The organism is Nonomuraea sp. bgisy101 (assembly GCF_057708945.1).
Genome location: NZ_JBYITD010000017.1, coordinates 204,830 through 228,082 on the forward strand (window position 1 = coordinate 204,830; position 23,253 = coordinate 228,082).

Consider the following 23,253-nt stretch of genomic DNA (forward strand, 5'->3'; position numbering starts at 1 on the left):
GATGTTCAGCACCGTACTGATCGCCAACCGGGGCGAGATCGCCGTCCGGATCATCAGGACGCTCCGCGCCATGGGGATCACCTCTGTCGCGGTCTACACGGAGTCCGACTACACCGCCCCTGACGCGGCCCCGCTGCACGTGCGCATGGCCGACCAGGCACTCCAGATCCCTCACTACCTGGACATCGAGGCACTGGTCGCGGCGGCCAGGGCGTCGGGCGCGCAGGCCGTCCATCCCGGCTACGGCTTCCTCGCCGAGAACGCCGCCTTCGCGCGCAGGTGCGCCGCCGAGGGGCTGGTCTTCATCGGGCCGCCCGCCGACGCCATCGAGGCCATGGGCGACAAGATCCGCGCCAAGCGGACCGTCTCCGAGGCGGGCGTGCCCGTCGTGCCCGGCGGGATCGGCGCCGACCTGGAGACGTGGACCGACTTCCCCGCGCTGATCAAGCCATCGGCGGGCGGCGGCGGCAAGGGCATGGTGCTGGTGCGCACGGCGGGCGAGCTGCCCGAGGCGCTCGCCTCGGCCCGCCGAACGGCGGAGGCCGCCTTCGGCGACGGCACCCTGCTCATCGAGCGCTACATCGAGAACCCCAGGCACATCGAGATCCAGGTGCTCGCCGACACCCACGGCGGCGTCGTCCACCTGGGCGAGCGCGAGTGCAGCCTGCAGCGCAGGCACCAGAAGATCATCGAGGAGGCGCCCTCGCCCTTCGTCACCGAGGCGATGCGCGAGGGCATGGGCGCGGCGGCGGTCGAGGCGGCCCGCTCGGTCGGCTACACCGGCGCGGGCACCGTCGAGTTCATCGTCGACGGCGTCTCCGGCGACTACCACTTCATGGAGATGAACACCCGCCTGCAGGTCGAGCACCCCGTCACCGAGCTGGTCACCGGACTGGACCTGGTCGAGCTCCAGGTGCGGGTGGCCGCGGGCGAGCCGCTGCCGTTCGGACAGGACGAGGTACGGCTGCGCGGCCACGCCGTCGAGGCGCGCGTCTACGCCGAGGACCCCGCCCGCGGCTTCCTGCCGACCGGCGGCAGGGTCCGCGCCCTGCGCGAGCCCACCACGGTCAGGGTCGACTCCTCGCTGGCCGAGGGCGTGGTCGTCGGCAGCCACTTCGACCCGATGCTGTCGAAGGTGGTCGCCTGGGGCGAGGACCGCGCCACCGCGCTGCGGACCCTCGACAGGGCTCTGGCGGAGACGACCGTGCTCGGGGTGACGACGAACATTCCGTTCCTGCGGGCGCTCGCCGGGCACCCCGACGTCGTCGCGGGTGAGCTGGACACCGGCCTGGTCGAACGGGTGCTGCCGGCGCTCGAACCGACCGCGGACGTCCCCGACGACGTCGTGGCCGCCGCGGCGCTGCTGTTCCACACCGCGCCGCCCGCCACGGACCCGTGGGAGGTCGCCGACGGCTGGCGGGTCGGCGAGCGGGCGTGGACGACCTGGCGGCTGGAGTCGCGCGACGGCGTCCACGAGGTCGCGGTGCGCGGCCTGCCCGCCTCCGGCGCCGAGGTCCGCCTGGAGCCCACCGGCGTCACGAGCGCCAGGGCGGTCGTCGAGGGCGGCGAACTCGCCGTCACGCTCGGCGCCCGCTCCCTCCGGTTCGTCGTGGTCCGCGAGGGCGACACGGTATGGCTGGGGCGCGAGGGCGCGGCCTGGACGCTCACCAGGCACAGGATCGGCGACCCCGGCGACAGACCGGGAGCAGCGGGCGGCGGCGACGGGATCGTGCGCAGTCCCATGCCAGGCACCGTGCTGCTGGTCAAGGTCGCGGCCGGCGACCAGGTGAGCGAGGGGCAGCCGCTGGTCGTCGTCGAGGCGATGAAGATGGAGCACACCGTCACCGCCCCCGTCCAGGGCACGGTCACCGAACTGCCGGTCAGGGCCGGCCAGCCCGTCGACATGGACGCGGTACTCGCCGTCGTCTCATCGGAGGAGTGAGTCGCATGCCGTACGCCATGGACGGGCTTCCCGAGCGGGTCACGGTCTACGAGGTGGGGCCGCGCGACGGCCTGCAGAACGAGAAGGCCGTCGTCCCCGTCGAGGTCAAGGCCGCCTTCATCGACAGGCTCGCCGACGCGGGACACTCCGTGATCGAGGCGACCAGCTTCGTCCACCCGAAGTGGGTGCCTCAGCTGGCCGACTCGGCTGAGCTGCTGGCCATGCTGGAGCGGCGCCCCGGCATCCGGTATCCGGTGCTCGTCCCCAACGAGCGCGGGCTGGACAGGGCGCTGGAAAGCGGCGTCGACGAGGTGGCCGTCTTCGCCAGCGCGACCGAGACCTTCGCCAACAAGAACCTCAACCGCGGCCTGGACAGCCAGTTCGAGATGTTCGAGCCGGTCATCGCCCGCGCCCTGGCCGCGGGCGTGAAGGTGCGCGCCTACGTGTCGATGGTCTTCGGCGACCCGTGGGAAGGCCCGACGCCGGTCGAGCAGGTCGTGCGGGTCGGCACCCGGCTGCTCGACCTCGGCTGCCACGAGCTGTCGCTGGGCGACACGATCGGCGTGGGCACCCCGGGCCACGCCACCGCGCTCATCGAGGCCTTCCCGTCGCCCGACCGGCTGGCCGTCCACTTCCACGACACCTACGGCCAGGCCCTGGCCAACACGCTCGCCGCGCTCAAGGCGGGCGTCACCGTCGTCGACGCCTCCACCGGAGGCATCGGCGGCTGCCCCTACGCCGAGTCGGCCACAGGCAACCTCGCCACCGAGGACCTGGTGTGGATGCTCCAAGGACTCGGCGTCGACACGGGACTCGACCTCGGCAAGCTCGTCGCCACCAGCGTCTGGCTCGCCGAACGGCTCGGCCGTCCCAGCCCGTCCCGGGTCGTCCAGGCCCTCTCGAAAGGCTGAACAACCATGCTCAACGACGAGTACGAAGAGCTGCGCAAGACCGTCGAGGCCTTCGCCCGCGACGTGGTCGCCCCTGTGATCGGCGATTACTACGAGCGCGAGGAGTTCCCCTACGACATCGTCCGCCAGATGGGCGCCATGGGCCTGTTCGGCCTGCCCATCCCCGAGGAGTACGGCGGGATGGGCGGCGACTACTTCGCGCTGTGCCTCACGCTGGAGGAGCTCGCCAGGGTCGACTCCAGCGTGTCCATCACCCTGGAGGCGGCCGTCTCCCTCGGCGCCATGCCGATCTACCGGTTCGGCACGGCCGAGCAGAAGGCTCAGTGGCTGCCCGAGCTGACCTCGGGACGCATGCTCGGCGCCTTCGGGCTGACCGAGCCCGGAGGCGGCAGTGACGTGCCCGGGGGCATGCGCACCACCGCCGTGCTGGACGGCGACGAGTGGGTGATCAACGGCACCAAGGCGTTCATCACCAACTCCGGCACCGACATCACCGGCGTCGTCGCCGTCGCCGCGCTGACGGGCGAGCGTGAGATCTCCACGATTCTGGTGCCCTCGGGCACGCCCGGCTTCACCGTGTCGAAGAAGTACTCCAAGGTCGGCTGGAACGCCTCCGACACCCGCGAGCTGTCCTTCGCCGACTGCCGCGTGCCGTCCGCCAACCTGCTGGGGGAGCGGGGCAGGGGCTACGCGCAGTTCCTGCAGACGCTCGACGAGGGGCGCATCGCCATCGCCGCGCTGAGCGTCGGCCTGGCGCAGGGCTGCGTGGACGAGTCACTGCGCTACGTCCGCGACAGGCGCGCCTTCGGCCACCCCATCGGCCACTACCAGGCCATCCAGTTCAAGGTCGCCGACATGGAGGCCCGCGCCCACACCGCCAGGCTCGCCTACTACCACGCCGCCTCGCTCATGATGGCGGGCAAGCCGTTCAAGAAGGAGGCGGCCATCGCCAAGCTGGTCTCCTCCAACGCGGCCATGGACAACGCCCGCGACGCGACGCAGATCTTCGGCGGCTACGGGTTCATGAACGAGTTCCCCGTGGGTCGCTTCTACCGCGACGCGAAGATCCTGGAGATCGGCGAGGGAACCAGCGAGGTGCAGCGGATGCTCATCGCCAGGCAACTCGGCATGGCGGACCTCTGATGCCCGGATCGGGGGCATATGCTCGTGATTCTGGAGTTCCGAATTGGACGACCCAGTGGGAACGATCTATGGTCCACGTCATGACCTCAGACGATCTGCACATTCGGAGGGCGGAGCCGAGCGACGCTGATGAGATCTTCGCGCTTGCGCGGGAGTTCGGGCTGACCTTCAGGCCCGAGCGCGCGGCCTTCGACCTGGCCTTCCCGCAGCTGCTGGAGAACAAGGACGCGCTGGTGCTCACCGCGGTGGCCGAGGGCCGCGTCCACGGCTACCTGCTCGGCTACGTGCACCTGACCCTGTTCGCCAACGGGCCGGTCGCATGGGTGGAGGAGGCCATGGTGCAGACCGGGTTCCGCAGGCAGGGCATCGGCCGCGGCCTGCTGGAGGAGTTCGAGGTCTGGGCACGGGAGAAGCAGGCGGGCTACGTCGCCCTCGCCACCCGCCGCGCCCCTGAGTTCTACCGGGCACTGGGCTACGAGCAGTCGGCGAGCTTCTACCGCAAGGTGCTCCGCTGAGTTTCGTCAGTATCTGATGGCATCCTGTTGGGCGTGAGCATCAATACGGTGAGTCCCCGGTTCGTCGGCCGCACCGACGAACTGGCCGCTCTGGAGTCGGCGCTGCGCCGTGCCCGCGAGGGCGCGTCCTCCACCGTCCTGGTCGGCGGGGAGGCGGGGGTCGGCAAGACCAGGCTGATCAGCGAGTTCACCGAGCGCGTCACCGATGCCAGGGTGCTCGTCGGCGGCTGCCTGGAGCTCGGCACCGACGGCCTGCCGTTCGCTCCCTTCACCGCGGTGCTCCGCAGGCTCGTGCGCGACCTGGGCCGCGACGCGATCGCCGCGATGGTGCCCGGCGGCTCCACCAGGGGCCTCGGCCGGCTGCTCCCCGAGTTCGGCGAGCCCGAGGGCGACGGGCCCGAGGCGCGCGCGAGGCTGTTCGAGCAGGTCCTCGGCCTGCTGGAGGGGCTGGCCGAGCGGGAGCCCACCGTCCTGATCGTGGAGGACGTCCACTGGGCCGACCGCTCCACCCGGGACCTGCTGTCCTTCCTCGTGCGTTACCAGCGCTCCGACCTGCCGCTGCTGATCATCGCCACCTACCGCGCCGACGACCTGCACCGCACCCATCCGCTGCGGCCGCTGCTCGCCGAGCTCGGGCGGGTCGCCTGGGTCAGGCGCCTCGAGCTGCGCAGGCTGAGCCGCCGCGAGGTCGTCGAGCAGGCCACGGGCATCCTGGGCAGGCTGCCGGGCAGGTTCGACGTCGACGACGTCTACTCCCGCAGCGAGGGCAACCCGCTGTTCGTCGAGGCGCTGCTGGCGGGCGACGGGCACGACAGCGTCCCCGAGTCGCTGCGTGACCTGCTGCTGGCCAGCGTCGAGCGGCTGCCCGACGACACCCAGGAACTGCTGAGAGTGGCCAGTGCGGGCGGCGCGCGGATCGATCACGCGCTGCTGACCGCCGTCGCGGGGCTCGACGACGGCGACCTGTCGAGGGCACTGCGCCCCGCCGTGGCGGGAAACGTGCTGGTCGTCGACGGCGAGGGCTACTCCTTCAGGCACGCGCTGATCCGCGAGGCCGTCCACGACGACCTGCTGCCAGGCGAGCGCACCCGCCTCCACACCCGCTTCGCCAGGACGCTGGAGGACAACCCGCTGCTGCTCCCCGCGACCAGGGCCGCCATCGAACTGGCCCATCACTGGCACGCCGCCCACGACGTCAAGCACGCGCTGGTCAGCGCGTGGCGCGCGGCGGCCGCGGCGCGCAAGGCCACCGCCTACGACGAGCAGCTCACCATGCTCACCCGGGTGCTGGAGCTGTGGGAGCAGGTGCCCGACGCCGCCGAGCTCATCCAGATCTCCTACATCGACGTCCTGCGGGCCAAGATCATGGTCTCCCATCTGGCGGGCGAGTTCGAACGGGCCATCTCCCTCTCACGGGCCGCCCTGCGCCTGGTCGACGCCGACAGCGACCCGATCACCACCGCCAAGCTCCTGCGCCACAGGGGCCTGGCCAGCTACGACCTCGGCCGCAAGGGATACGTCGACGACCTGCGCGCCGCGGCGCGCCTGGTACCCGCCTCGCCGCCGACACCGCTGCGCGCCAAGATCCTCGAAGCCCTCGCGCGCATGCTCAACACGCCGGACGTCTGGACGGAGAGGCAGACGCACGCCGAGGAGGCGCTGCGCATCGCCCGCCGGATCGGCGACGGCACCACCGAGGCACAGGCTCTCATCACGCTGACCTGGGCTTCCAGCCACAACGCCGAGGCCGACCAGCAGCTCGGCGGCTACACCGAGGCCAGGCGGATCGCCGGCGCGGCGGGCGCCTACAACGCGCTGATGCGGGCGGCCATCTCCGAGTCCGACACGCTGGAGGGCTGGGGGCGCCACGAGGCGGCCGCCGTCGTCGCCAGACAGGGCATCGCCCAGGCCGAGGACTACGGCCTCGCCCGCACCTCGGGCGCGTTCCTCGCGATCAACCTGGCCGAGCCGCTGGTCTCGCTCGGTCGCTGGGACGAGGCGCTCGAGGTCATCGAGCACGCGCTCGACCTGGCGCCGCCGCCGCCGTACCGGGCCAGCCTGCTGGGGTTCGCCACCGACATCGCACTCGCGCGCGGCGACGCAGACCGGGCGGAGACGCAGTTCAAGGAGGCCGCGGGGCTGCTGTCCTCGGGCTTCTACCGTGACCAGACCATCCTGCCCAACCTGGGCAGGGAGCTGAAGCTCCGGCTGGCCGGCGGCCGGCAGGAGGCCGCGCTCGAGGTGATCGCGCGGGCGCTGCGCACCCAGGACCTGCCCGCCAGCCCGCGCTACGCGTGGCCGTTCATGGTCGCCGCGATGCACGCCCTCACCACCGTGCCGCCACGGGGGCTGGCCGGGTATGCAGGCTCGAGCGCGGACCCACGGTTCGGCCTGTCCGACCCCGCCGAGCCCGTGCCGTCAGCCGACGAGATGGTGGCGGCGCTGAGCGGGATCGCGGCCAAGGTCGACGTCAAGGGCGACCTGCAGCGGGCGCTGCGCCTCAACTTCGCGGCCCTGCTCGGGCACGACGTGGCGGCGTGGGACCTGGCGGCGGGAGCGTGGGAGGCGCTGGACCAGCCGTACGAGCGGGCGGTGGCGCTGCTCGGCGCGGCCCACGCCGCGATCGCCGACCCCTCGGCCCAGCCGGTCGGCACCCCCGGATCCGGCGCGACTCCGGGATCTGGCGGTACCCCGGGATCTGCCGCGACTCCGGGATCTGGCGGTACCCCGGGATCCGGCGCCGCTCCGGGATCCGGTCGCATGCCAGGATCCGATGCCATGCCGGGCGGCCTGGCCGTGGGCGGCACGGACGGCTCGGGCTCGGACGGTGGCTCTGGCTCTGGCTCGGGCGGCTCTGGCTCGGGCGGTTTCTCTGGCGCGGGCGGCTCGGGCTCGGGTGGTTTCACGGCTTCGAGCGGCAGGGAGGCGGCGGCCGAGCGGCTGTCCGTGGCGCGGACGCTGGCCGAGCGCCTGCTCGCCGCACCGCTCCTGGCGGAGATCGACTCGCTGGCCCGGAGGGCGCGCATCCCGCTGACGGGCGAGGCGCCGGTCGAGGACAGCAGGCTGGGGTTGACCGCGAGGGAGTTCGAGGTGCTCAAGCTGGTCACGCGCGGGCTGAGCAACAAGGAGATCGCGGCCGAGCTGTTCATCTCGGTGAAGACGGTCAGCGTGCACGTCTCCAACATCCTGGGCAAGCTGGGCGCCGCGTCCCGGGGCGAGGCGGCCGCCACCGCCCACCGCCTCCACCTGTACGACACCCCCATCCCCTGACCACTCACCTCGCCTGCCTCGCAGTGACCGGCGCGGCCTGTCCCCGGGTGACGCGCCCTGACTGGCCCGTAGCGATCGGCGCGGCCGGTCGCCGGAAGACTCGCCCTGCCCGGTCCGTAGTGATCGGCGCGGCCCGTCGCCAGGCGACTCGCCCTGACTGGCCTGTCGCGGGGTGACGCGCCCTGACTGGCCCGTAGCGATCGGCGCGGCGTGACCGGCGCGGTCTGATCCATCGCACCGCTCCGCGGAGGCGCACGGAGCGAAGGGGCACGGCCGTCCCGAGGCTCGCGGAGTCAGGGAGGGGACGCTTCGAGGGGGCCGCGGGGGATCGTAAAGATCGGGAGTAGACCTCTTGGGGGTGCCCGGGCCCTCCACGGGAGGACCCGGGCAGTGGAGGGGACGGCGGTGGAGGGGACGTTCGGGTCGTGGGGCCCTCGGCGGGGTGAGAGCCTGGGGTCAGCTGGTGAGCTGGGCGTCGAGGCGGTAGCCGTCGACGGTGACGTAGACCTGGTCGCCGGGCCGGGCGTTCAGGCGCATCAGGACCGGCTGCAACGAGTCGAAGACCGGCTGCTGGTCGCGCCACACCAGGACGACCGCGTTGTCGCCCGGCCCTGTCACCGACAGCAGGGTGCCCGGGCGCATGCCGAGCTGGGCCGCGTACCCCTCGGGGACGGCCACGGGCCCGCCGCGCAGATGCTCGGGGGTGACGTCGATGCGCTGCCAGCGGCGCGGGTCGGAGGTGGGGCTCGGCGGCGGGGGCGGCGGCGAGGAGGGCGCGCCGGCCAGCAGCGGGGGTGGTGCGGAGGCTCCTGCCAGCAGCGGCGAGCGCCCGCCTGACAGCGCCGACAGCGTCGCCAGCGCGGCGCTCGGGTCGATCTGTCCCTGGGGCGTGGGCGGGACGGGCTGGCCGCCCCTGTGGTGGTGACCGTTGGCCCCCGGCGTACGGCGCGGCAGCGGCTGCTGTACGGCGGGCTGAGCGAAGGCCGCCTCGATGGGCGCCTCGGCGGGGAGGGCGTCGAGCCATGCCTTGGCGGAGTGCCGCCTGATGCCGAGTTCGCCGAGCAGTTCCTCCACGTCGGCGTCGGCGGGATGGGCCGCGAGGAGTTGCCTGGTGCGCGCCTGCAACCCGGTCAGGTCGCCGACGACGAGCCAGCCGTCCTGCAAGCGGCGGTCGGGCATGAGCGTGACCAGCACCCGCCACAGCGGGCTGCGCAGGGTCGGCACGATGACGGGGTGGGCGGGGTCGGCGCCGATCAGCTGTTCCTCGGTGGCCGCGGTGCCGAGCCACTCGGTGAGGCGGAACATGTGCCCCGTGACGGGCGCGGACTCCGAGGAACGCAGCCAGTGCAGGACGCGTTCCTCGGCGGTGCGCTGGGACTGGGACAGCACGTCCCTGTCGACCAGGAGTTTGTGAGCGAGGGTGCGCAGCGTGTCGGGCTCGGCGGCGAACAGGCGGTTGACCGCCACCGCCAGCTCCAGCCGGTCGAAGGAGCGGAACAGGCCGTCGACCACGCGGACCATCGGGTAGTCGTCGTCGGGAGTCCCCGCGGGAGCCGACACGGGGGGTGCCGCGAGGGGCTGGCTCGGATAGGAGCCGCCCTGCTGCGCGGCGAACGGCGAGGTCTGGCTCGGCGGGGGAGCGGCCGCACCGCCCTGCTGGGCGGGCGGGGGAGCGCCGGTGCCCTGCCCGGGCGCGCCTGCGGGCCGGCCGGGCATACCAGGCTGCCCCGGCCCACCAGGCTGCCCGGGCATGCCGGGCTGGCCGGGCCTACCAGGCTGGCCGGGTGCGCCAGGCTGGCCGGGCGCACCGGCTCCGGGCACGCCGCCCGGCTGACCCGGCTGACCCGGCTGGCCTGGCTGACCCGGCTGGCCTGGCTGACCCGGCTGGCCTGGCTGACCCGGCTGGCCTGGGGCCCCGCCGGGCTGGGCGGGGAAGGCCCCGGTCGAGGGCCTGCCGGGAACGGCCGGGAAGGACCCCGTCGAGGGACCGCCGGACGGGGAGGGAGAGGAGCCTGCGGGCGTCCTGCCCGGGACGGCGGGGAAGGAGCCTGTCGAGGGGCCGCCGGGCTGGGAGGCGAACGAGCCGGTCGAGGTCCGGCCGGGAACGGCGGGGAAGGACCCGGTCGAGGGGCCGCCTGGAACCGCGGGGAACGACCCGGTGGAGGGCTCGCCGGGGCGTGCGGCGGCGGGGTCCTGCGCGCCGGGTCGCTGGGGTAGCCCCGGCCCCTGGGCGCCGGGCCGCTGGGGAAGCGGGGCGCCCTGTCCTGGGTCTTGACCCTGCTGAGGGGCGAAGAACCCGCCCTCAGGCGGCTGCGACGGCGTCTGCGGCCGCTCCGCCGGTCGTTGGGGGAGCGCTCCCGCGGGACGTACGGCTGAAGCGTCAGAGGTCGCGGGGATGCGCCCCAGTACTTCTCTGAACACCGATTCCACGACGACCTCGGTCGAGGCCGACGAGGCCGGAGAGCCCAGGTCCCCGGTGCTCAACCGGCGCAGCACCCGCCACCCGCCGAGGTCGGAGATCACCGTCCTGGCGGGTTCGGGCCAGCCGGGCAGCGAGGGGTCCACGTGGTGCACGTGCAGCGCGGGCAGCACGTCCGCCAGCGGCAGGTGGTCCCATCGGGAGGCGGCGAGTCGCGCGAGCCGCTCGCACATCCACTCGACGCCGGTGGTGCCGAGCGCCCGCGACAGCGAGAGCGAGCCCCACCAGCCGGTGGGGAGGCGAGGGTCGGCCAAGGCTTCGGCGACCTGCTGAGGACGGCTCCAGCGCAGCGCTGGGACCAGGTCGCTCAGGCAGATCGATGACTCGACGTCCATCGGCGGACCGCATCCTCCCCAGAAAGTTGTGACGCGTGTGGCTAATGGTGCAGCCTACGCCGCAAGCTATCAATCGGTGTGAATAGGGTAAAGACGGTTGGCACCCAAACCGTACCGTGGGCGTCCCCCGACGATGGCCACAGCGTCGGCTCCCGCGTCGCATCCGGCGTCGAGAGATGCCAGGTCATCGGCACCGGCGAGCATCGCCGTGAGAAAACCCGCGGCGAAGGCGTCTCCCGCTCCGGTGGAGTCGACCACGGCGCGTTCCCTGCCCTTGGTCGTGGCCGTCACACGTCCATTTCTGGCCAGGATCGCGCCGTCCGCGCCGAGCTTGACCGCCGCCGTGCCGTACAGGGTGCTGAGCCTCTCGGCGGCCGCCTCGGGAGAGCCGGCGCCGCTCAGCAGGAGCGCCTCGTCCCTGTTGGGGATGACCAGTCCCGCCGGGGCGGTCTCGGTCAGGAAGCGTTCGACGCCGAACTCGCGCAGGGGGCCGGTCGAGGCGGGGTCGACGCTGATCGAGAGGTTCAGCTCCGCCGCCGCCCTCATGGCCAGCCTGGCCAGCTGGAGTCCTGGCTCGGCGAACAGCGTGTAGCCGGAGATGTGCAGGTGACGCACGCCGTCCAGCAGGTCGGGTGACCAGTCGTCGGCGGAGATGCGGCCACCCGCGCCGCGGTTGGTGAGCATGGAGCGCTCGCCCGTGACGTCGACCATCGCGATGACCACAGCGGTCGGGTGGTCGGGGTCGACGCGCACGTGCGGGCGCACGCCGACCTTGGCCAGCTCGGCGGTGTGCCACTCGCCGGTGTCGAAGCCCACCCTGGTCAGCAGCCGCGAGTCGGCGCCCAGGTGGGCGGCCCACGAGGCGGTGTTCGCGCCCGAGCCGCCGGGTCGTAGCACGATGTCGGCCGCGGTGTCGGTGCCCGTGCGGACCGGGGAGCCGTGGATGGCGACGACGTCGGTGACGACGTCGCCGATCACCAGGAGTCCGGCGCTCATCCCCGTGCCCACGCGACCGCGATGTCGCCGGCGACGCGGACGTTGCCGCGGACGGCGGCGAGATTGGCCTCCAGGGAGGCGCCGTCGGTGCCGCGCACCAGGTAGGAGAGCAGGAACGGGGTGATGGCCTGGCCGGTCACGCCCTCGCGCTCGGCGGCGGCCAGCGCCTCGGCCAGCACGCGGTCGTGCAGAGCGGGGTCGAGCTGCTCGGCCACCGGCACGGGGTTGGCGACGATCAGGGCCGTCTCGGGGCCGCCGAGGGCGTCCTGGCCGCGCATGATGGCGGCGGCCTGCTCGGGCGACTCGATCCGCCAGTCGATCGGCTGGCCGGAGCTGTGGAGGTAGAAGCCGGGGAAGGTGTCGGTGCGCAGCCCTGCGATGGTGACGCCACGCGTCTCCAGGCGCTGCAGGGTGGCGGGCACGTCGAGGATCGACTTCACGCCCGCGCAGACGATGGTGATGCGGGTGCGGGCGAGGGTGTCGAGGTCGGCAGACTCGTCCTGGTCCTGCGTCCAGCCGCGGTGCACGCCGCCCAGGCCGCCGGTGGCGAAGATCCTGACGCCCGCGCGGGCGGCCAGGAAAGAGGTCGCCGACACGGTGGTCGCGCCGCTGGCCCCGAGGGCCGCGGCGACGGGCAGGTCACGCTGACCCAGCTTGCGTAGGCCGGGCTCGGTGGCGATGCGGACCAGCTCGTCCTCGTCCAGGCCCACCCTGGCCACTCCGTCCAGCACGGCGATCGTGGCGGGCACCGCGCCCGTCTTGCGGACGATCTCCTCCAGCTCCCTCGCGACCTCCAGGTTCCGCGGCTGGGGCAGGCCGTGGGAGATGATCGTGGACTCCAGGGCCACCACGGGCGCGCCGGAGGCGAGCGCCTCCGCGACCTCGGCGGACGGGCGGAGGATGGGGTCAGTCGTGCTGGGCATGAGGTGGTTCGTGCTCCTTGGACGCGCTGGTGCTGGTGTCTTCTGGAACGGGCCAATGGCCGGGAATTGTTCCAAAAGGAGCAGGTTACCCCTGGTCAGACGAGGAGCGCCACGCCGCCCAGCGAGAGCACGACGATCATGGTGGTGGCGATGCCGCCGAGCAGCAGCGCACGCCCGCCCCTGGCGAGTTTGCGCACGTCGATGCCGGTGCCGAGACCGAACAGCGCGGCGGCAAGCAGCAGGCCGCTGATCTGGGGCGCGACGTCGGTGATCGGCTGCGGGACCAGTCCTGTGCCGCGTACCGCGACCATCAGCAGGAAGCCGAGCACGAACAGCGGGACCAGCGGCGTCGTGCGCTTCCTGTCCGCGCCCACGCCCTGGCCACGCAGGCGCAGCGAGGTCAGCGCCACCAGCGGTGCGAGCAGCACGACCCTGGCCAGCTTCACCGTCACCGCCACGGCGAGCACGGCGGCGCCGCCGGCCGCGCCGATCGCGGCGACCTGGGCGACCTCGTGGACCGACGCGCCCGCCCACACGCCCAGCTGGTGCGCGGTCAGGCCGAGCCACGAGGCCATCAGGGGGAGCAGCACGATCAGCGCCGTGCCGTACAGGACGACCACGCTCAGCGCGCCGGCCACGTCGTCGTCGTCGCTGACGCCGCCCTCGCCGCCCGTGGCCTCGTGCATGCCCGCCACCGCCGCGGCGCCGCAGATGGAGACGCCGGTGGCGACCAGCAGCGAGGTGCCCTGCGACAGGCCGAGTCGCCGGCCGATCAGCGGGGTGAGGGTGAAGGTGACCCCGGTGGCGAGCGCGATGACCGCCAGCGGCTGCCAGCCGAGCGCCAGCACGTCCGGCACGGCGATCTGCACGCCGAGGACGACGATCGCGACGCGCAGGACCGTCCGCGCGGCGAACCTGACGCCAGGGGCGAACGCGGCGCCCACGCCGACGGTGTTGGCCAGGGCCGCGCCCAGGACCACCGCGACGATGGCCGGGCTGACCACCGGCACGAGCCTGTTCACCGTCAGCGCCACGACGACCGCGGCGGCGGTCAGGCCGAGCCCTGGCAGCAGCCCGCGGACGTTCGAGGTGCGGGCGCGGGCGGCGGGTGGGCCGGCGGTGAGAGTCATGCTCCCAGTCTTCGGGCCGGTATCGGCGTTCAGTAGGCCGATCTTGACTGGGAGGTCATAGCCTGAGGCTATGAGTGAATTGCCCGACTTGGAGTCCTTGCGGCTTCTGGTCGACGTCGGCGGGCTCGGCAGCCTCGGGCAGGCGGCCAGGGCCGCGGGCATCGCGCAGCCCTCGGCCAGCAAGCGCATCGCCAGACTCGAACGCCGCCTCGGCGTGCCGCTGCTCGAACGCACGCCTCGCGGCTCGACGCTGACCGCCGAGGGCAGGATGGTCGCGGGCTGGGCGGCGCAGGTGCTGGACGCGGCGCACGAGCTGATGCGCGCGGTCGAGGCGGTACGGCAGGGCGAGGCCGCCCAGCTCCATGTGGCGGCCAGCATGACCGTGGCGGAGTACCTCGTGCCGCGCTGGCTGGGTGAGCTGCAGAGCCGCGAGCCCGACATCCAGGTGGGGCTCGACGTGATGAACTCCGCCGACGTGGCGGTACGGGTGCTCGGTGAGAAGGTCGAGCTGGGCTTCGTGGAGGGGCCGTCGGTCCCGGACGGGCTGGCCAGCAGGGTGGTGGCCACCGACCGGCTGGTCGTCGTGGTCGCTCCGGGGCATCCGTGGGCGCGCCGCCGTACGGTGCTGCGGATGGCGGAGCTGGCAGGTACCCCGCTGGTGGTGCGCGAGCCGGGATCGGGCACCAGGGAGACCCTGGACCTCGCCTTCGCGGGGCAGCGCGTGGCCAGCCCCCGGCTGGAGCTCGGATCGAACGCGGCGGTGAAGGGCGCGGCCCAGGCGGGGGCGGCGCCCGCGGTGCTGAGCGGGCACGCGGTGGAGGCCGAGGTGGCCACGGGGCGGCTGGTGGAGGTGCCGCTGGCCGGGCTCAACCTGGTGCGCAACCTGCGGGCGGTGTGGCGTCGAGGCAGGTCGCTGACCGGGCCGGCCGCCACGCTGCTGGCGATCGCCTCCCGTCCGTGACGCCTTGACGGTTCGAGGCATATCTAGGACAAATAGGTCGTATGTCATATGACGTCGTGATCGCAGGCGCCGGGCACAACGGCCTGGTCGCCGCCGCCTACCTGGCCAGGGCAGGGCGCAGCGTGCTCGTCCTCGAACGGCAGGACCACGTGGGCGGCCTGGCCATCTCCACCAGGGCCTTCCCCGGCGTGGACGCCCGCCTGTCGCGCTACTCCTATCTCGTCAGCCTGCTCCCCACGAAGATCGTCAAGGATCTGGGACTCCGCCTCGAACTGCGCAGGCGGCGCTACGCCTCCTACACGCCCGTCGGCGACGGCGGCCTGCTCGTCGACAACGCCGACGACGAGCGCACGGCCGCGTCGTTCAGGCGCGTCACAGGAGGAGAGTCCGACTACCGGGCATGGCAGGAGTTCTACGCCATGACGGCGCGCGTCGCCGAGCGGGTCGCCCCGACCCTTCTCGAACCGCTGTGCTCCGCGGACGAGCTGCGCGCGACCATCGGCGACGAGGCTGCCTGGCGCGACCTGTTCGAGCGGCCCATCGGGCAGGTCGTCGACGAGCGGTTCGCCGACGACACCGTGCGAGGCGTGGTGCTGACCGACGCGCTCATCGGCACGTTCGCCGATCCCGCGGAGGACCTGCTGGCCAACCGGTGCTTCCTCTACCACGTGATCGGCGACGGCACGGGCGAGTGGAACGTGCCGGTCGGCGGGATGGGCGCGGTCACCGGGGCGCTGGAGGAGGCCGCCAGGCAGGCTGGCGCCACCATCAGGACGGGCGCGGAGATCGTGGGCATCGACCCCTCGGGTGAGGTGACCTTCCGCGACGCGGAGGGCGAGCACGCGGTCAACGGCCGGCACGTGCTGGTCAACCTGCCCCCCGCCGTCCTCGACCGGCTGACGGGACGCGCTCCGGCGACCCCCGAAGGCGCGCAGCTCAAGGTCAACATGGTGCTGAGCAGGCTGCCCAGGCTGAAGGACGCCGACGTCGACCCGCGCGAAGCCTTCAGCGGCACCTTCCACATCAACGAGAGCCGCGAACAGCTCGCTCGCGCCTACGCGCAGGCCGCGGGCGGCGAGGTGCCGGACCTGCCGCCCGCGGAGGTCTACTGCCACTCGCTCACCGACCCCTCCATCCTGGGACCGGGCCTGAAGGCGGAGACGATGACGCTGTTCGGCCTGCACATGCCTGCCAGGCTGTTCCCGGAACATCGTGACGAGGCGGTGGCCGCGACCCTGCGGTCGATCAACTCCGTCCTCGCCGAGCCCCTGGAGGACTGCCTGCTCATCGGGCCCGACGGCGAGCCGTGCATCGAGGCCAAGACGCCGCACGACCTGGAGACGGAGGCGGGGCTGCCCGGCGGCCACATCTTCCACCGGGACCTCACCTGGCCGTACGGCGAGACGGGCACCTGGGGCGTCGAAACCGAGAACCCGCGCATCCTGCTGTGCGGCGCGGGAGCCAGGCGGGGCGGCGGCGTCAGCGGCATTCCAGGACACAACGCCGCCATGGCGGTTCTGACCGGACCTTCATGACGTTCTCATGAAGGCGGTCTACCGTTGGTGACCATGAGTGATGGCGCGCGGTTGCTGGTGGTGGACGACGAGCCCGCCCTGCGGGAGGCGCTGCAGTCGAGCCTCGAGTTCGAGGGCTACAGGGTCGCCACCGCCTCCGACGGCCAGGCCGCGCTCGACGCGCTGGCCCGCGAGGGCTACGACGCGGTGCTGCTCGACGTCATGATGCCGCGCCTGGACGGCCTGACCGCGTGCCGCAGGCTGCGCGCGGCCGGCAACCACGTACCCGTGCTGATGCTCACCGCCAGGGACGCGGTCGGCGACCGCGTCTCGGGCCTCGACGCTGGGGCCGACGACTACCTCGTCAAGCCCTTCGAACTGGACGAGCTGCTGGCGAGAGTGCGGGCGCTGCTGCGCCGCAGCTCGCTCGGCGGGCCGAACACGGACAACGCGCTGGCCTTCGGCGACCTGCGCATGGACGGCTCCACGCGCGAGGTCACCAGAGGCGGGCGCCGCCTCGACCTGACCAGGACCGAGTACCTGCTGCTCGAACTGCTGCTCGCCCATCCGCGCCAGGTGCTGACGAGGGAGCAGATCCTGACCGAGGTGTGGGGCTTCGACTTCGAGCCGACCTCGAACTCGCTGGACGTCTACGTGATGTACCTGCGGCGCAAGCTGGAGGCCGAGGGCGAGCCCCGGCTGATCCACACCGTTCGAGGAGTGGGGTACGTGCTGCGGGCCGCCACGTGAGGCGACGCAGCCTGCGCTCGCGGTTGACACTGCTGGTGACGCTGGCGGTGGCGGCCGCGATCGCCGTCTCGGCCGTCGGCTGCTACGTGATCGTCGAGCATGAGCTGTACGACCAGATCGACCGGACCTTCGACGAGCAGCGGACCAAGCCGGCCTGGATCAAGCAGCAGGACGTGGACCGCCTGCTCCACGAGTGCCGGCCGACACCCGACTCCACCCCGCACTACGGCGGCCGCCCTCCGCAGTCGACCATGGTGATCTACGCGAACAGGTCACGCCACGACTGCTACATGGGCCCCGGACTGACCGTCCGTCCCAAGGACCTGCGGATCGCCGCCGAGGGCGGATGGGACCTCTACGACGGCACCACGGCCACGGGCAAGCCGGTGCGCGTCTTCGTCGAGTCCCCACGCCCCGGCATGGCGATCATGGACACCCGGCCGCTCGGCGAGATCCTGGGCACGCTGCGCACCCTCGCGGTCCTGCTGACCACCGTCGCCGCCATCGGCGTGCTCGGGGCGGCCTCCGCCGGCCTGCTCGTCTCCCGTACGGCCCTGCGCCCCGTCGGCCGCCTCACCAGAGCCGTCGAGCACATCGCCAAGACCGAGGACCTCAACACCAGCATCCCCGTCGACGGCACCGACGAGATCGCCAGGCTCAGCCGCTCCTTCAACGCCATGACCGCCGCCCTCGCCGGATCCCGCGAACGCCAGCAGCAGCTCGTCGCCGACGCGGGACACGAGCTGCGCACCCCGCTCACCAGCCTGCGCACCAACATCGACCTGCTGCTGCGCAGCGAGCACACCGGCAGGGCCATCGAGCCCAAGGCCAAGGAGCGCCTGCTCGTCAACCTCAAGGCGCAGTTCGAGGAGCTGTCCACGCTGGTCGGCGACCTGCTGCAGCTGGCGCGCGGCGAGTCCGACCACGAGCCGCACGTCGAACTGGCCTTCCACGACGTCGTCAACGCCGCCGTCGCCCGCGCCAGGCTGCGCGGCGCCGACGTCACCACCGACCTCGAGCCCTGGTACGTCGAGGGCCACCCGTCCTCTCTCGAACGCGCCGTCATGAACCTGCTCGACAACGCCGCCAAGTTCAGCCCCGGCGGCAAGGTCGAGGTGGAGCTGCGCCAGGGCGAGCTGACGGTCCGCGACCACGGCCCCGGCATCCCGGCCGACGAGCTCCCGCACGTCTTCGAACGGTTCTGGCGCTCGCCCTCGGCCCGCAGCCTGCCCGGATCGGGGCTCGGGCTCGCCATCGTGGCGCAGGCCGTACAGGAGACCGGGGGTGAGGTCCGGCTGGACAACGCCCACGGCGGCGGCACGATCGCGCGGATCACGCTGCCAGGCTCGCCCGTTCTCACTCACTCTTAAGAGCGACCTCAGTCGCGTCCAAGACGCTGTCGCGACCTTGTACACATGAAGACAGCACTCAGGACGCGCCTGGTCGAGGTGGTCGTCCCGGTACACAACGAGCAGCGGGCGCTGCCGGTGTGCGTGGCCCGGCTGCACGAGCACCTCACGACCTCCTTCCCCTACGGCTTCCGCATCACGATCGCCGACAACGCCAGCTCGGACTCCACCTGGCGGATCGCGCAGGAGCTGGCCGCGCACTACCCCGAGGTGCGAGCCGTCCACCTCGACGAGAAGGGCCGCGGCAGGGCGCTGCGCAGCGTGTGGGCCGGTAGCGACGCCGACGTCGTGAGCTACATGGACGTCGACCTGTCGACCGATCTGGACGCCTTCCTGCCGCTGGTCGCGCCGCTGCTGTCAGGACACAGCGACCTGGCGATCGGCACCCGGCTGGCCAGGACGGCCAACGTGGTGCGCGGGCCCAAGCGCGAGTTCATCTCCAGGGTGTACAACCTGCTGCTGCGCGGGGTCATGGGCGCCCGGTTCTCCGACGCGCAGTGCGGATTCAAGGCCGCGCGCACCGAGATCGCCCAGGCGCTGCTGCCCGCTGTCGAGGATCAGGAGTGGTTCTTCGACACCGAGCTGCTGCTCCTGGCCGAGCGGCACGGCCTGCGCATCCACGAGGTGCCCGTCGACTGGGTGGACGATCCGGACACCAGGGTCGACATCGTGAAGACGGCCATGGACGACCTGCGCGGCATGACGCGAGTGGCCCGCAAGGCGCTGTCGGGAGCGGCCAACCTCACCGTCCCGCCGCGCGTGCAGCAGGCCGAGCTGCCCCAGGGCATGGCACGGCAACTGCCCAGCTTCGCGGTCATCGGTGTCGTCAGCACGGTCAGCTACCTGGTGCTCTACTCCCTGCTGCGCCTGGTCGTGCCCGCCTTCGCCGCAAACGCGGTCGCGCTGTTCACCACGGCCGTGGCCAACACCGCCGCCAACCGTCGCTTCACCTTCGGCGTGAAGGGGAGCGCAGGCGTGCTGCGCCACCAGGTCGAAGGGCTGATCGCCTTCCTCGTGGGGCTCGCGCTGACCACAGGCGGGCTGGCCATGGTGCCCGAGGGCGCGCCGCACTGGGCGGAGCTGATGACGGTCATCGTCGCCAACGGGCTCGCCACGCTGGCACGCTTCCTGCTCCTGCGGGTGTGGGTGTTCAACCCGAAGCGGAGGAACGCCCGATGACCGTCACCGCGCAGCCGCCCTCCCCCGGGGCCGAGGCGAGCCGTGGATGGCCCGCCCGCGCCCTGCTCGGCCCGGTCGACGATCCGCGCTGGTCGCGGCCCGCCCTGTGGGGCGTGCTCGCCGTCGCCTTCGTCCTGTACGCGTGGGCGCTGAGCGGCATGGCCAACGAGTACTACGCCGCCGCGATCCTGTCGGGGACCAAGAGCTGGAAGGCCTTCTTCTTCGGCGCCCTCGACGCGGGCTCCTTCATCACCGTCGACAAGCCGCCGCTGGCGCTGTGGGTGATGGGCCTGTCGGCGCGGGTGTTCGGGTTCGGCACCTGGAGCATGCTGCTGCCCCAGGCCGTGGCGGGCGTGGCCGCCGTCGCCGTCGTCTCCTCCGCGGTACGGCGCAGCGCGGGCCACGCCGCGGGGCTGGTCGCGGCGCTCGTCATGACGCTGACGCCGATCACGGTGGCGATCAACCGCGACAACAACCCCGACACCGTCCTGGTGCTGCTCCTGGTGACGGGCGCCTGGTTCGCCCTGGAGGCGGTCAGGCGGGGACGGCCGCGCTCGCTGCTGCTGTGCGCGCTGTTCGTGGGGCTGGCGTTCAACACCAAGATGTTGCAGGCCTACCTGGTCGTGCCCGCCTTCGCGCTCGCCTACGCGGTGTTCGCCCGGGCTCCGTTCGCGAAGCGGCTCCTTCACCTGTCGGCGGCCGGCGTCGTTCTGGTGGCCTCCAGCGCGTGGTGGATGGTGATCGTCGACCTGTGGCCCGCCGCGTCACGGCCGTACGTGGGCGGCTCGACGGACAACTCGGTGTGGGACCTGGTCATCGGCTACAACGGGCTCGGCCGGATCTTCGGGCAGGGCGGCGGGCGGGGCGGGCCCTCCTTCGGCGGCGAGCCGGGAGCGGGGCGACTGTTCAACGACGTCATGGCGGGGCAGATCTCGTGGCTGCTGCCGTTCTGCGCGGTGGCGCTGGTGTTCGCGGCGGCGAGGTGGCGGGCGCTGCGGGGGCAGGGGGCGGCATGGGCGGTGTGGGGCGGCTGGCTGCTGGTCCACTACGCGGTGTTCAGCTTCTCCAGCGGCACCTTCCATCCGTACTACGCCACCGCCATGGCTCCGGCCGTGGCCGCGGTGACCGGGATGGGCGGGGTGCTGATGTGGCGGGCCTACGGGGAGTCGAGGGCGTGGGCGTGGGTACTGCCTGCGTCGGTGGCGCTGACCGGTGCGTGGGCGTTCGTGGCGTTGCGCCGTACGCCCTCGTTCGTGCCGTGGCTGGCGTGGGCGGTGGCGGCCGCGGCGGCGCTCGCGGTCGCCGTACTGATCGTCGCCGCGCTCGGGGCGGGTGCGCCGCGTGCCGGCGGGTCGTGTGCGGGTGGGCCGCGTGCGAGTGGGCCTTGGGCGGGTGCGCCGCATGCCGGCGGGTCGGGGCGGCGGGGGCCGTGGCGGCCGGCGGCGTGGGCGGTGGCCGTGGCGCTGCTCGCGGGGCTGGCGGGGCCCGCGGCGTACGCGGTGACGCCGCTGAGCTCACCGGTCAACGGGACCAACCCGACGGCGGGACCTTCGGGCGGAGCTGATCGTTTCGGCGGCGGCCCTGGCGGGTCCGGCGCGATGGGCCGCCCGCCTGCGGGACAGCAGGGCCAGGACGGCCCGCCTCCCACAGGCCAGTCCGCCCAGTCGGACCAGACCGGCCAGTCGGGCGAGGCCGCACAGCTCGGCCAGTCGGGGTGGAGCGGCCAGTCGGGCGAGGCCGCGCAGGACGGCCAGCCGGGGTGGAGCGGGCAGGACGGGCGGCGGGGCGAGAGCGGGCAGGGTGGGCAGGATGCGGGGCGGATGCGGGGTGGTGGTCCTGGGTGGGAGATCAGCGACGAGCTGACCGCCTATCTGAAGGAGCACCGGAACGGCGCCACCTGGCTCGTCGCGGTCGGCAGCGCGGGGCAGGCCTCGTCGCTCATCCTGGAGACCGGCGAGCCCGTGATCGCGATGGGCGGCTTCACCGGCGCCGACCCCGCGATGACCGCCGACCGGCTGCGGGAGCTCGTCTCCTCAGGGCAGCTGACATACGTCCTGGCCGGCGGTGGCGGCGGGCGGGACGGCGGCAGCGCAGAGGTCACCGCGTGGGTGGAGGAGAACTGCCCGCCCGTGGAGGGACAGGAGGGTCTGTACCGCTGCAGCCCGTGACCCCTCATGACCCAGGGCGGCCTCGGGCGCCGGCCGTTCCGCCATCGGCTACTCTTGGCCGGTGCGACGTGCGGACAGTGCCCGAGGCAGCAGGGCGGACCAGGCTGACCAGCGCAGGGCCGAGCTGCTGGAGGCCACCCGCAAGGTCGTGCTCGAACGGGGGCTGGCCAACACGAGGGTCGCCGACATCGCCAAGGCGGTCAACGTCAGCGGCGGGCTCATCCACTACCATTTCGCCACCAAGGACGAGCTGATCACCGCCATGCTGCGGGCCACGCTCGACATCGAGAGCGCGCGGCTCGACCAGCTCGTCTCCGGCGAGGGCGACGCCGTCGAGCGCCTCGACAGGGTGCTGCGCTTCTACATCCCGCAGTCGCGCTCCGACCAGAGCTGGCTGCTGTGGATCGACGCGTGGAACGCCGCGCTCAGGGAGCCCGCGGTCCGCACAATCGTGCTGGAGCTGGAGACGACCTGGATGCGCGCCCTGGAGCAGGTGATCTCCGAGGGCGCCGACTCCGGCGAGTTCACCTGCGAGGATCCCGCGGGGGCGGCCGAACGCATCGACGCGATGCTGGACGGGCTCATCATCCGCTACACGCTCCACCCGAACGTGCTCTCCCGTCCCAGGCTGCTCGAACACGCGCACATGGCCGCGGCCCGCGAGGTCGGCATCTCCCCCGACGCCTTCGCCCCCAAGCCCTGACGCCCCAGCCGTGACGCCCCAGCCGTGACCCGCTGACGGTGACCGCGCTGACGGTGGCCGCGCCGACTGTGAAACGAGTGACCGTGTCCGTTGTGACCGCGTCTGTTGTGACCGCGTCCGATGTGATCCCGCCGACCGTGAGCCGTCGGCCATGACCGCACCGGCTGAGTCTCCGCGAGCCCTGATCCCGTCGGCCGCGAACAGGGCCCCGCTGGAGCGCGCGGGGCTGGTCTGCGCGACTCTCGCGGCTCTGCCGCTGTCCGCGCACGCCTGGTTCCTGTGGACGCTGCGCGAGTGGCTCGTGGGCGCGCCGCTGGTCGTGGCGCTGTCGCTGACCATAGGCGTGCCTTTGTCGGGCCTGTGCACGGGACGGCTGCTAGCGACGGGACGTCCCAGCGACGAGCGGGTGTTCGCCATCGGCCTGGGGCTCCTCCTGGGCAGCCACGTCCTGCTCGTCACCGGCCTGTTCGTCGCGACCCAGGTGCTCTTCTCCGTCTGAGGCGTCGGTCCGGATGGGCCGGGGCACCGTCGCGCATCCGCGGCACGCGGTCGCACAGCGACGGCAGCAGGACGGCGTCGTGGCTGACGACCACCACAGCCGTCCACCGCCTGCGCACGGTCCAGGTCCGGTGTTGATCGCATCTCCGGACCCGCGGACGGTCTGGCGCGAACCTGTCAAGCGGCCGTGCGGACGCAGGTGACGTCTTGGTCTGGTAGGACACCGTACCGACGATCAACACCGATGCGGAGTCGCCGATCCTGGTGAGCGGTTCCAGCGGGGTGGCGGGCCAGAACGCGCGTGGGGAGATGTTGCGGGCGAGCGGCCCGACCAGCGCCGGCCCAAACCGTTGTCTTCGCTTACGAGACCGGCCTGATCATCCCCGGATCCAGCCACCACGCCTGAGAGGGGTTGCCGTCGTGCTCG

17 protein-coding genes are annotated in these 23,253 nt (G+C 72.7%); 13 read left to right on the plus strand and 4 right to left on the minus strand.

All coding sequences use genetic code 11. The features are described 5' to 3' along the window. Position 1 precedes the first annotated feature (1 nt). The 5 genes from AC3EO4_RS30180 (at position 2) to AC3EO4_RS30200 (ending at position 7,781) form a co-directional block, all read left to right on the plus strand. Positions 2–1,942: an acetyl/propionyl/methylcrotonyl-CoA carboxylase subunit alpha gene (locus AC3EO4_RS30180; protein WP_431898757.1), complete on the plus strand. Its 1,941-nt coding sequence runs from the start codon at positions 2–4 to the stop codon at positions 1,940–1,942. Positions 1,943–1,947: 5 nt separating this feature from the next. After that, positions 1,948–2,853 carry a hydroxymethylglutaryl-CoA lyase gene (locus AC3EO4_RS30185; protein ID WP_431898758.1) on the plus strand — a complete coding sequence of 302 codons (906 nt, stop codon included), beginning with the start codon at positions 1,948–1,950 and terminating at the stop codon, positions 2,851–2,853. Between the two features lie 6 nt (positions 2,854–2,859). Beyond that, entirely contained in the window at positions 2,860–3,996 is a 1,137-nt protein-coding gene (locus tag AC3EO4_RS30190) for an acyl-CoA dehydrogenase family protein (protein ID WP_431898759.1), read from the plus strand. An 80-nt stretch (positions 3,997–4,076) separates the two neighbouring features. Then, entirely contained in the window at positions 4,077–4,511 is a 435-nt protein-coding gene (locus tag AC3EO4_RS30195; RefSeq protein WP_379574247.1) for a GNAT family N-acetyltransferase, read from the plus strand. A 33-nt stretch (positions 4,512–4,544) separates the two neighbouring features. Beyond that, the gene (locus AC3EO4_RS30200) at positions 4,545–7,781 is read left to right on the plus strand and encodes a helix-turn-helix transcriptional regulator (RefSeq protein WP_431898760.1); all 3,237 of its coding nucleotides are present in this window, start codon (positions 4,545–4,547) and stop codon (positions 7,779–7,781) included. Positions 7,782–8,237: 456 nt separating this feature from the next. On the opposite strand, the gene AC3EO4_RS30205 is transcribed toward AC3EO4_RS30200, so the two are convergent. The 4 genes from AC3EO4_RS30205 to AC3EO4_RS30220 all read right to left on the minus strand — a co-directional run bounded on the left by AC3EO4_RS30205 (position 8,238) and on the right by AC3EO4_RS30220 (position 13,644). Further along, entirely contained in the window at positions 8,238–10,595 is a 2,358-nt protein-coding gene (locus AC3EO4_RS30205; RefSeq protein WP_431898762.1) for a hypothetical protein, read from the minus strand. A gap of 69 nt (positions 10,596–10,664) precedes the next feature. Continuing rightward, on the minus strand, positions 10,665–11,591 hold the full coding sequence (locus tag AC3EO4_RS30210; protein WP_379574250.1) for a carbohydrate kinase family protein: 927 nt from the start codon (positions 11,589–11,591) through the stop codon (positions 10,665–10,667). Then, entirely contained in the window at positions 11,588–12,514 is a 927-nt protein-coding gene (locus AC3EO4_RS30215) for a pseudouridine-5'-phosphate glycosidase (protein WP_379574251.1), read from the minus strand. Before AC3EO4_RS30215 ends, AC3EO4_RS30210 begins: the two co-directional genes overlap by 4 nt. Positions 12,515–12,609: 95 nt before the next feature. After that, positions 12,610–13,644, minus strand: a complete 1,035-nt coding sequence (locus tag AC3EO4_RS30220) for a YeiH family protein (RefSeq protein ID WP_431898763.1) — start codon at positions 13,642–13,644, stop codon at positions 12,610–12,612. Positions 13,645–13,714: 70 nt separating this feature from the next. Between AC3EO4_RS30220 and AC3EO4_RS30225 the strand changes: the two genes are divergently transcribed. From AC3EO4_RS30225 to AC3EO4_RS30260, 8 genes are all read left to right on the plus strand, one after another. After that, a complete protein-coding gene (locus tag AC3EO4_RS30225; protein ID WP_431898764.1) occupies positions 13,715–14,605 on the plus strand; it encodes a LysR substrate-binding domain-containing protein in 891 nt (296 codons plus the stop codon). A gap of 41 nt (positions 14,606–14,646) precedes the next feature. Then, positions 14,647–16,140, plus strand: a complete 1,494-nt coding sequence (locus AC3EO4_RS30230) for a phytoene desaturase family protein (RefSeq protein ID WP_431898765.1) — start codon at positions 14,647–14,649, stop codon at positions 16,138–16,140. Positions 16,141–16,173: 33 nt separating this feature from the next. Then, entirely contained in the window at positions 16,174–16,869 is a 696-nt protein-coding gene (locus AC3EO4_RS30235; RefSeq protein ID WP_431898766.1) for a response regulator transcription factor, read from the plus strand. Continuing rightward, positions 16,866–18,239 carry a sensor histidine kinase gene (locus AC3EO4_RS30240; protein WP_379574256.1) on the plus strand — a complete coding sequence of 458 codons (1,374 nt, stop codon included), beginning with the start codon at positions 16,866–16,868 and terminating at the stop codon, positions 18,237–18,239. Before AC3EO4_RS30235 ends, AC3EO4_RS30240 begins: the two co-directional genes overlap by 4 nt. Positions 18,240–18,284: 45 nt before the next feature. After that, the gene (locus tag AC3EO4_RS30245; RefSeq protein ID WP_431898767.1) at positions 18,285–19,457 is read left to right on the plus strand and encodes a bifunctional glycosyltransferase family 2/GtrA family protein; all 1,173 of its coding nucleotides are present in this window, start codon (positions 18,285–18,287) and stop codon (positions 19,455–19,457) included. Next, positions 19,454–21,625, plus strand: a complete 2,172-nt coding sequence (locus AC3EO4_RS30250; protein ID WP_431898768.1) for a glycosyltransferase family 39 protein — start codon at positions 19,454–19,456, stop codon at positions 21,623–21,625. The genes AC3EO4_RS30245 and AC3EO4_RS30250 overlap by 4 nt, the downstream gene beginning before the upstream one ends. A gap of 61 nt (positions 21,626–21,686) precedes the next feature. Continuing rightward, a complete protein-coding gene (locus AC3EO4_RS30255; protein WP_379574259.1) occupies positions 21,687–22,328 on the plus strand; it encodes a TetR/AcrR family transcriptional regulator in 642 nt (213 codons plus the stop codon). Positions 22,329–22,479: 151 nt separating this feature from the next. Continuing rightward, complete coding sequence (locus tag AC3EO4_RS30260; protein WP_431898769.1) at positions 22,480–22,827, plus strand: hypothetical protein; 348 nt, start codon at positions 22,480–22,482, stop codon at positions 22,825–22,827. Positions 22,828–23,253: the final 426 nt, after the last annotated feature.

Coding starts and splice junctions, on each gene's coding strand:
- AC3EO4_RS30180 (WP_431898757.1), top strand. CDS start 2: ATGTTCAGCACCGTACTGATCGCCAACCGGGGCGAGATCGCCGTCCGG.
- AC3EO4_RS30185 (WP_431898758.1), top strand. CDS start 1,948: ATGCCGTACGCCATGGACGGGCTTCCCGAGCGGGTCACGGTCTACGAG.
- AC3EO4_RS30190 (WP_431898759.1), top strand. CDS start 2,860: ATGCTCAACGACGAGTACGAAGAGCTGCGCAAGACCGTCGAGGCCTTC.
- AC3EO4_RS30195 (WP_379574247.1), top strand. CDS start 4,077: ATGACCTCAGACGATCTGCACATTCGGAGGGCGGAGCCGAGCGACGCT.
- AC3EO4_RS30205 (WP_431898762.1), bottom strand. CDS start 10,595: ATGGACGTCGAGTCATCGATCTGCCTGAGCGACCTGGTCCCAGCGCTG.
- AC3EO4_RS30210 (WP_379574250.1), bottom strand. CDS start 11,591: ATGAGCGCCGGACTCCTGGTGATCGGCGACGTCGTCACCGACGTCGTC.
- AC3EO4_RS30215 (WP_379574251.1), bottom strand. CDS start 12,514: ATGCCCAGCACGACTGACCCCATCCTCCGCCCGTCCGCCGAGGTCGCG.
- AC3EO4_RS30220 (WP_431898763.1), bottom strand. CDS start 13,644: ATGACTCTCACCGCCGGCCCACCCGCCGCCCGCGCCCGCACCTCGAAC.
- AC3EO4_RS30225 (WP_431898764.1), top strand. CDS start 13,715: ATGAGTGAATTGCCCGACTTGGAGTCCTTGCGGCTTCTGGTCGACGTC.
- AC3EO4_RS30230 (WP_431898765.1), top strand. CDS start 14,647: ATGTCATATGACGTCGTGATCGCAGGCGCCGGGCACAACGGCCTGGTC.
- AC3EO4_RS30235 (WP_431898766.1), top strand. CDS start 16,174: ATGAGTGATGGCGCGCGGTTGCTGGTGGTGGACGACGAGCCCGCCCTG.
- AC3EO4_RS30245 (WP_431898767.1), top strand. CDS start 18,285: ATGAAGACAGCACTCAGGACGCGCCTGGTCGAGGTGGTCGTCCCGGTA.
- AC3EO4_RS30250 (WP_431898768.1), top strand. CDS start 19,454: ATGACCGTCACCGCGCAGCCGCCCTCCCCCGGGGCCGAGGCGAGCCGT.
- AC3EO4_RS30260 (WP_431898769.1), top strand. CDS start 22,480: ATGACCGCACCGGCTGAGTCTCCGCGAGCCCTGATCCCGTCGGCCGCG.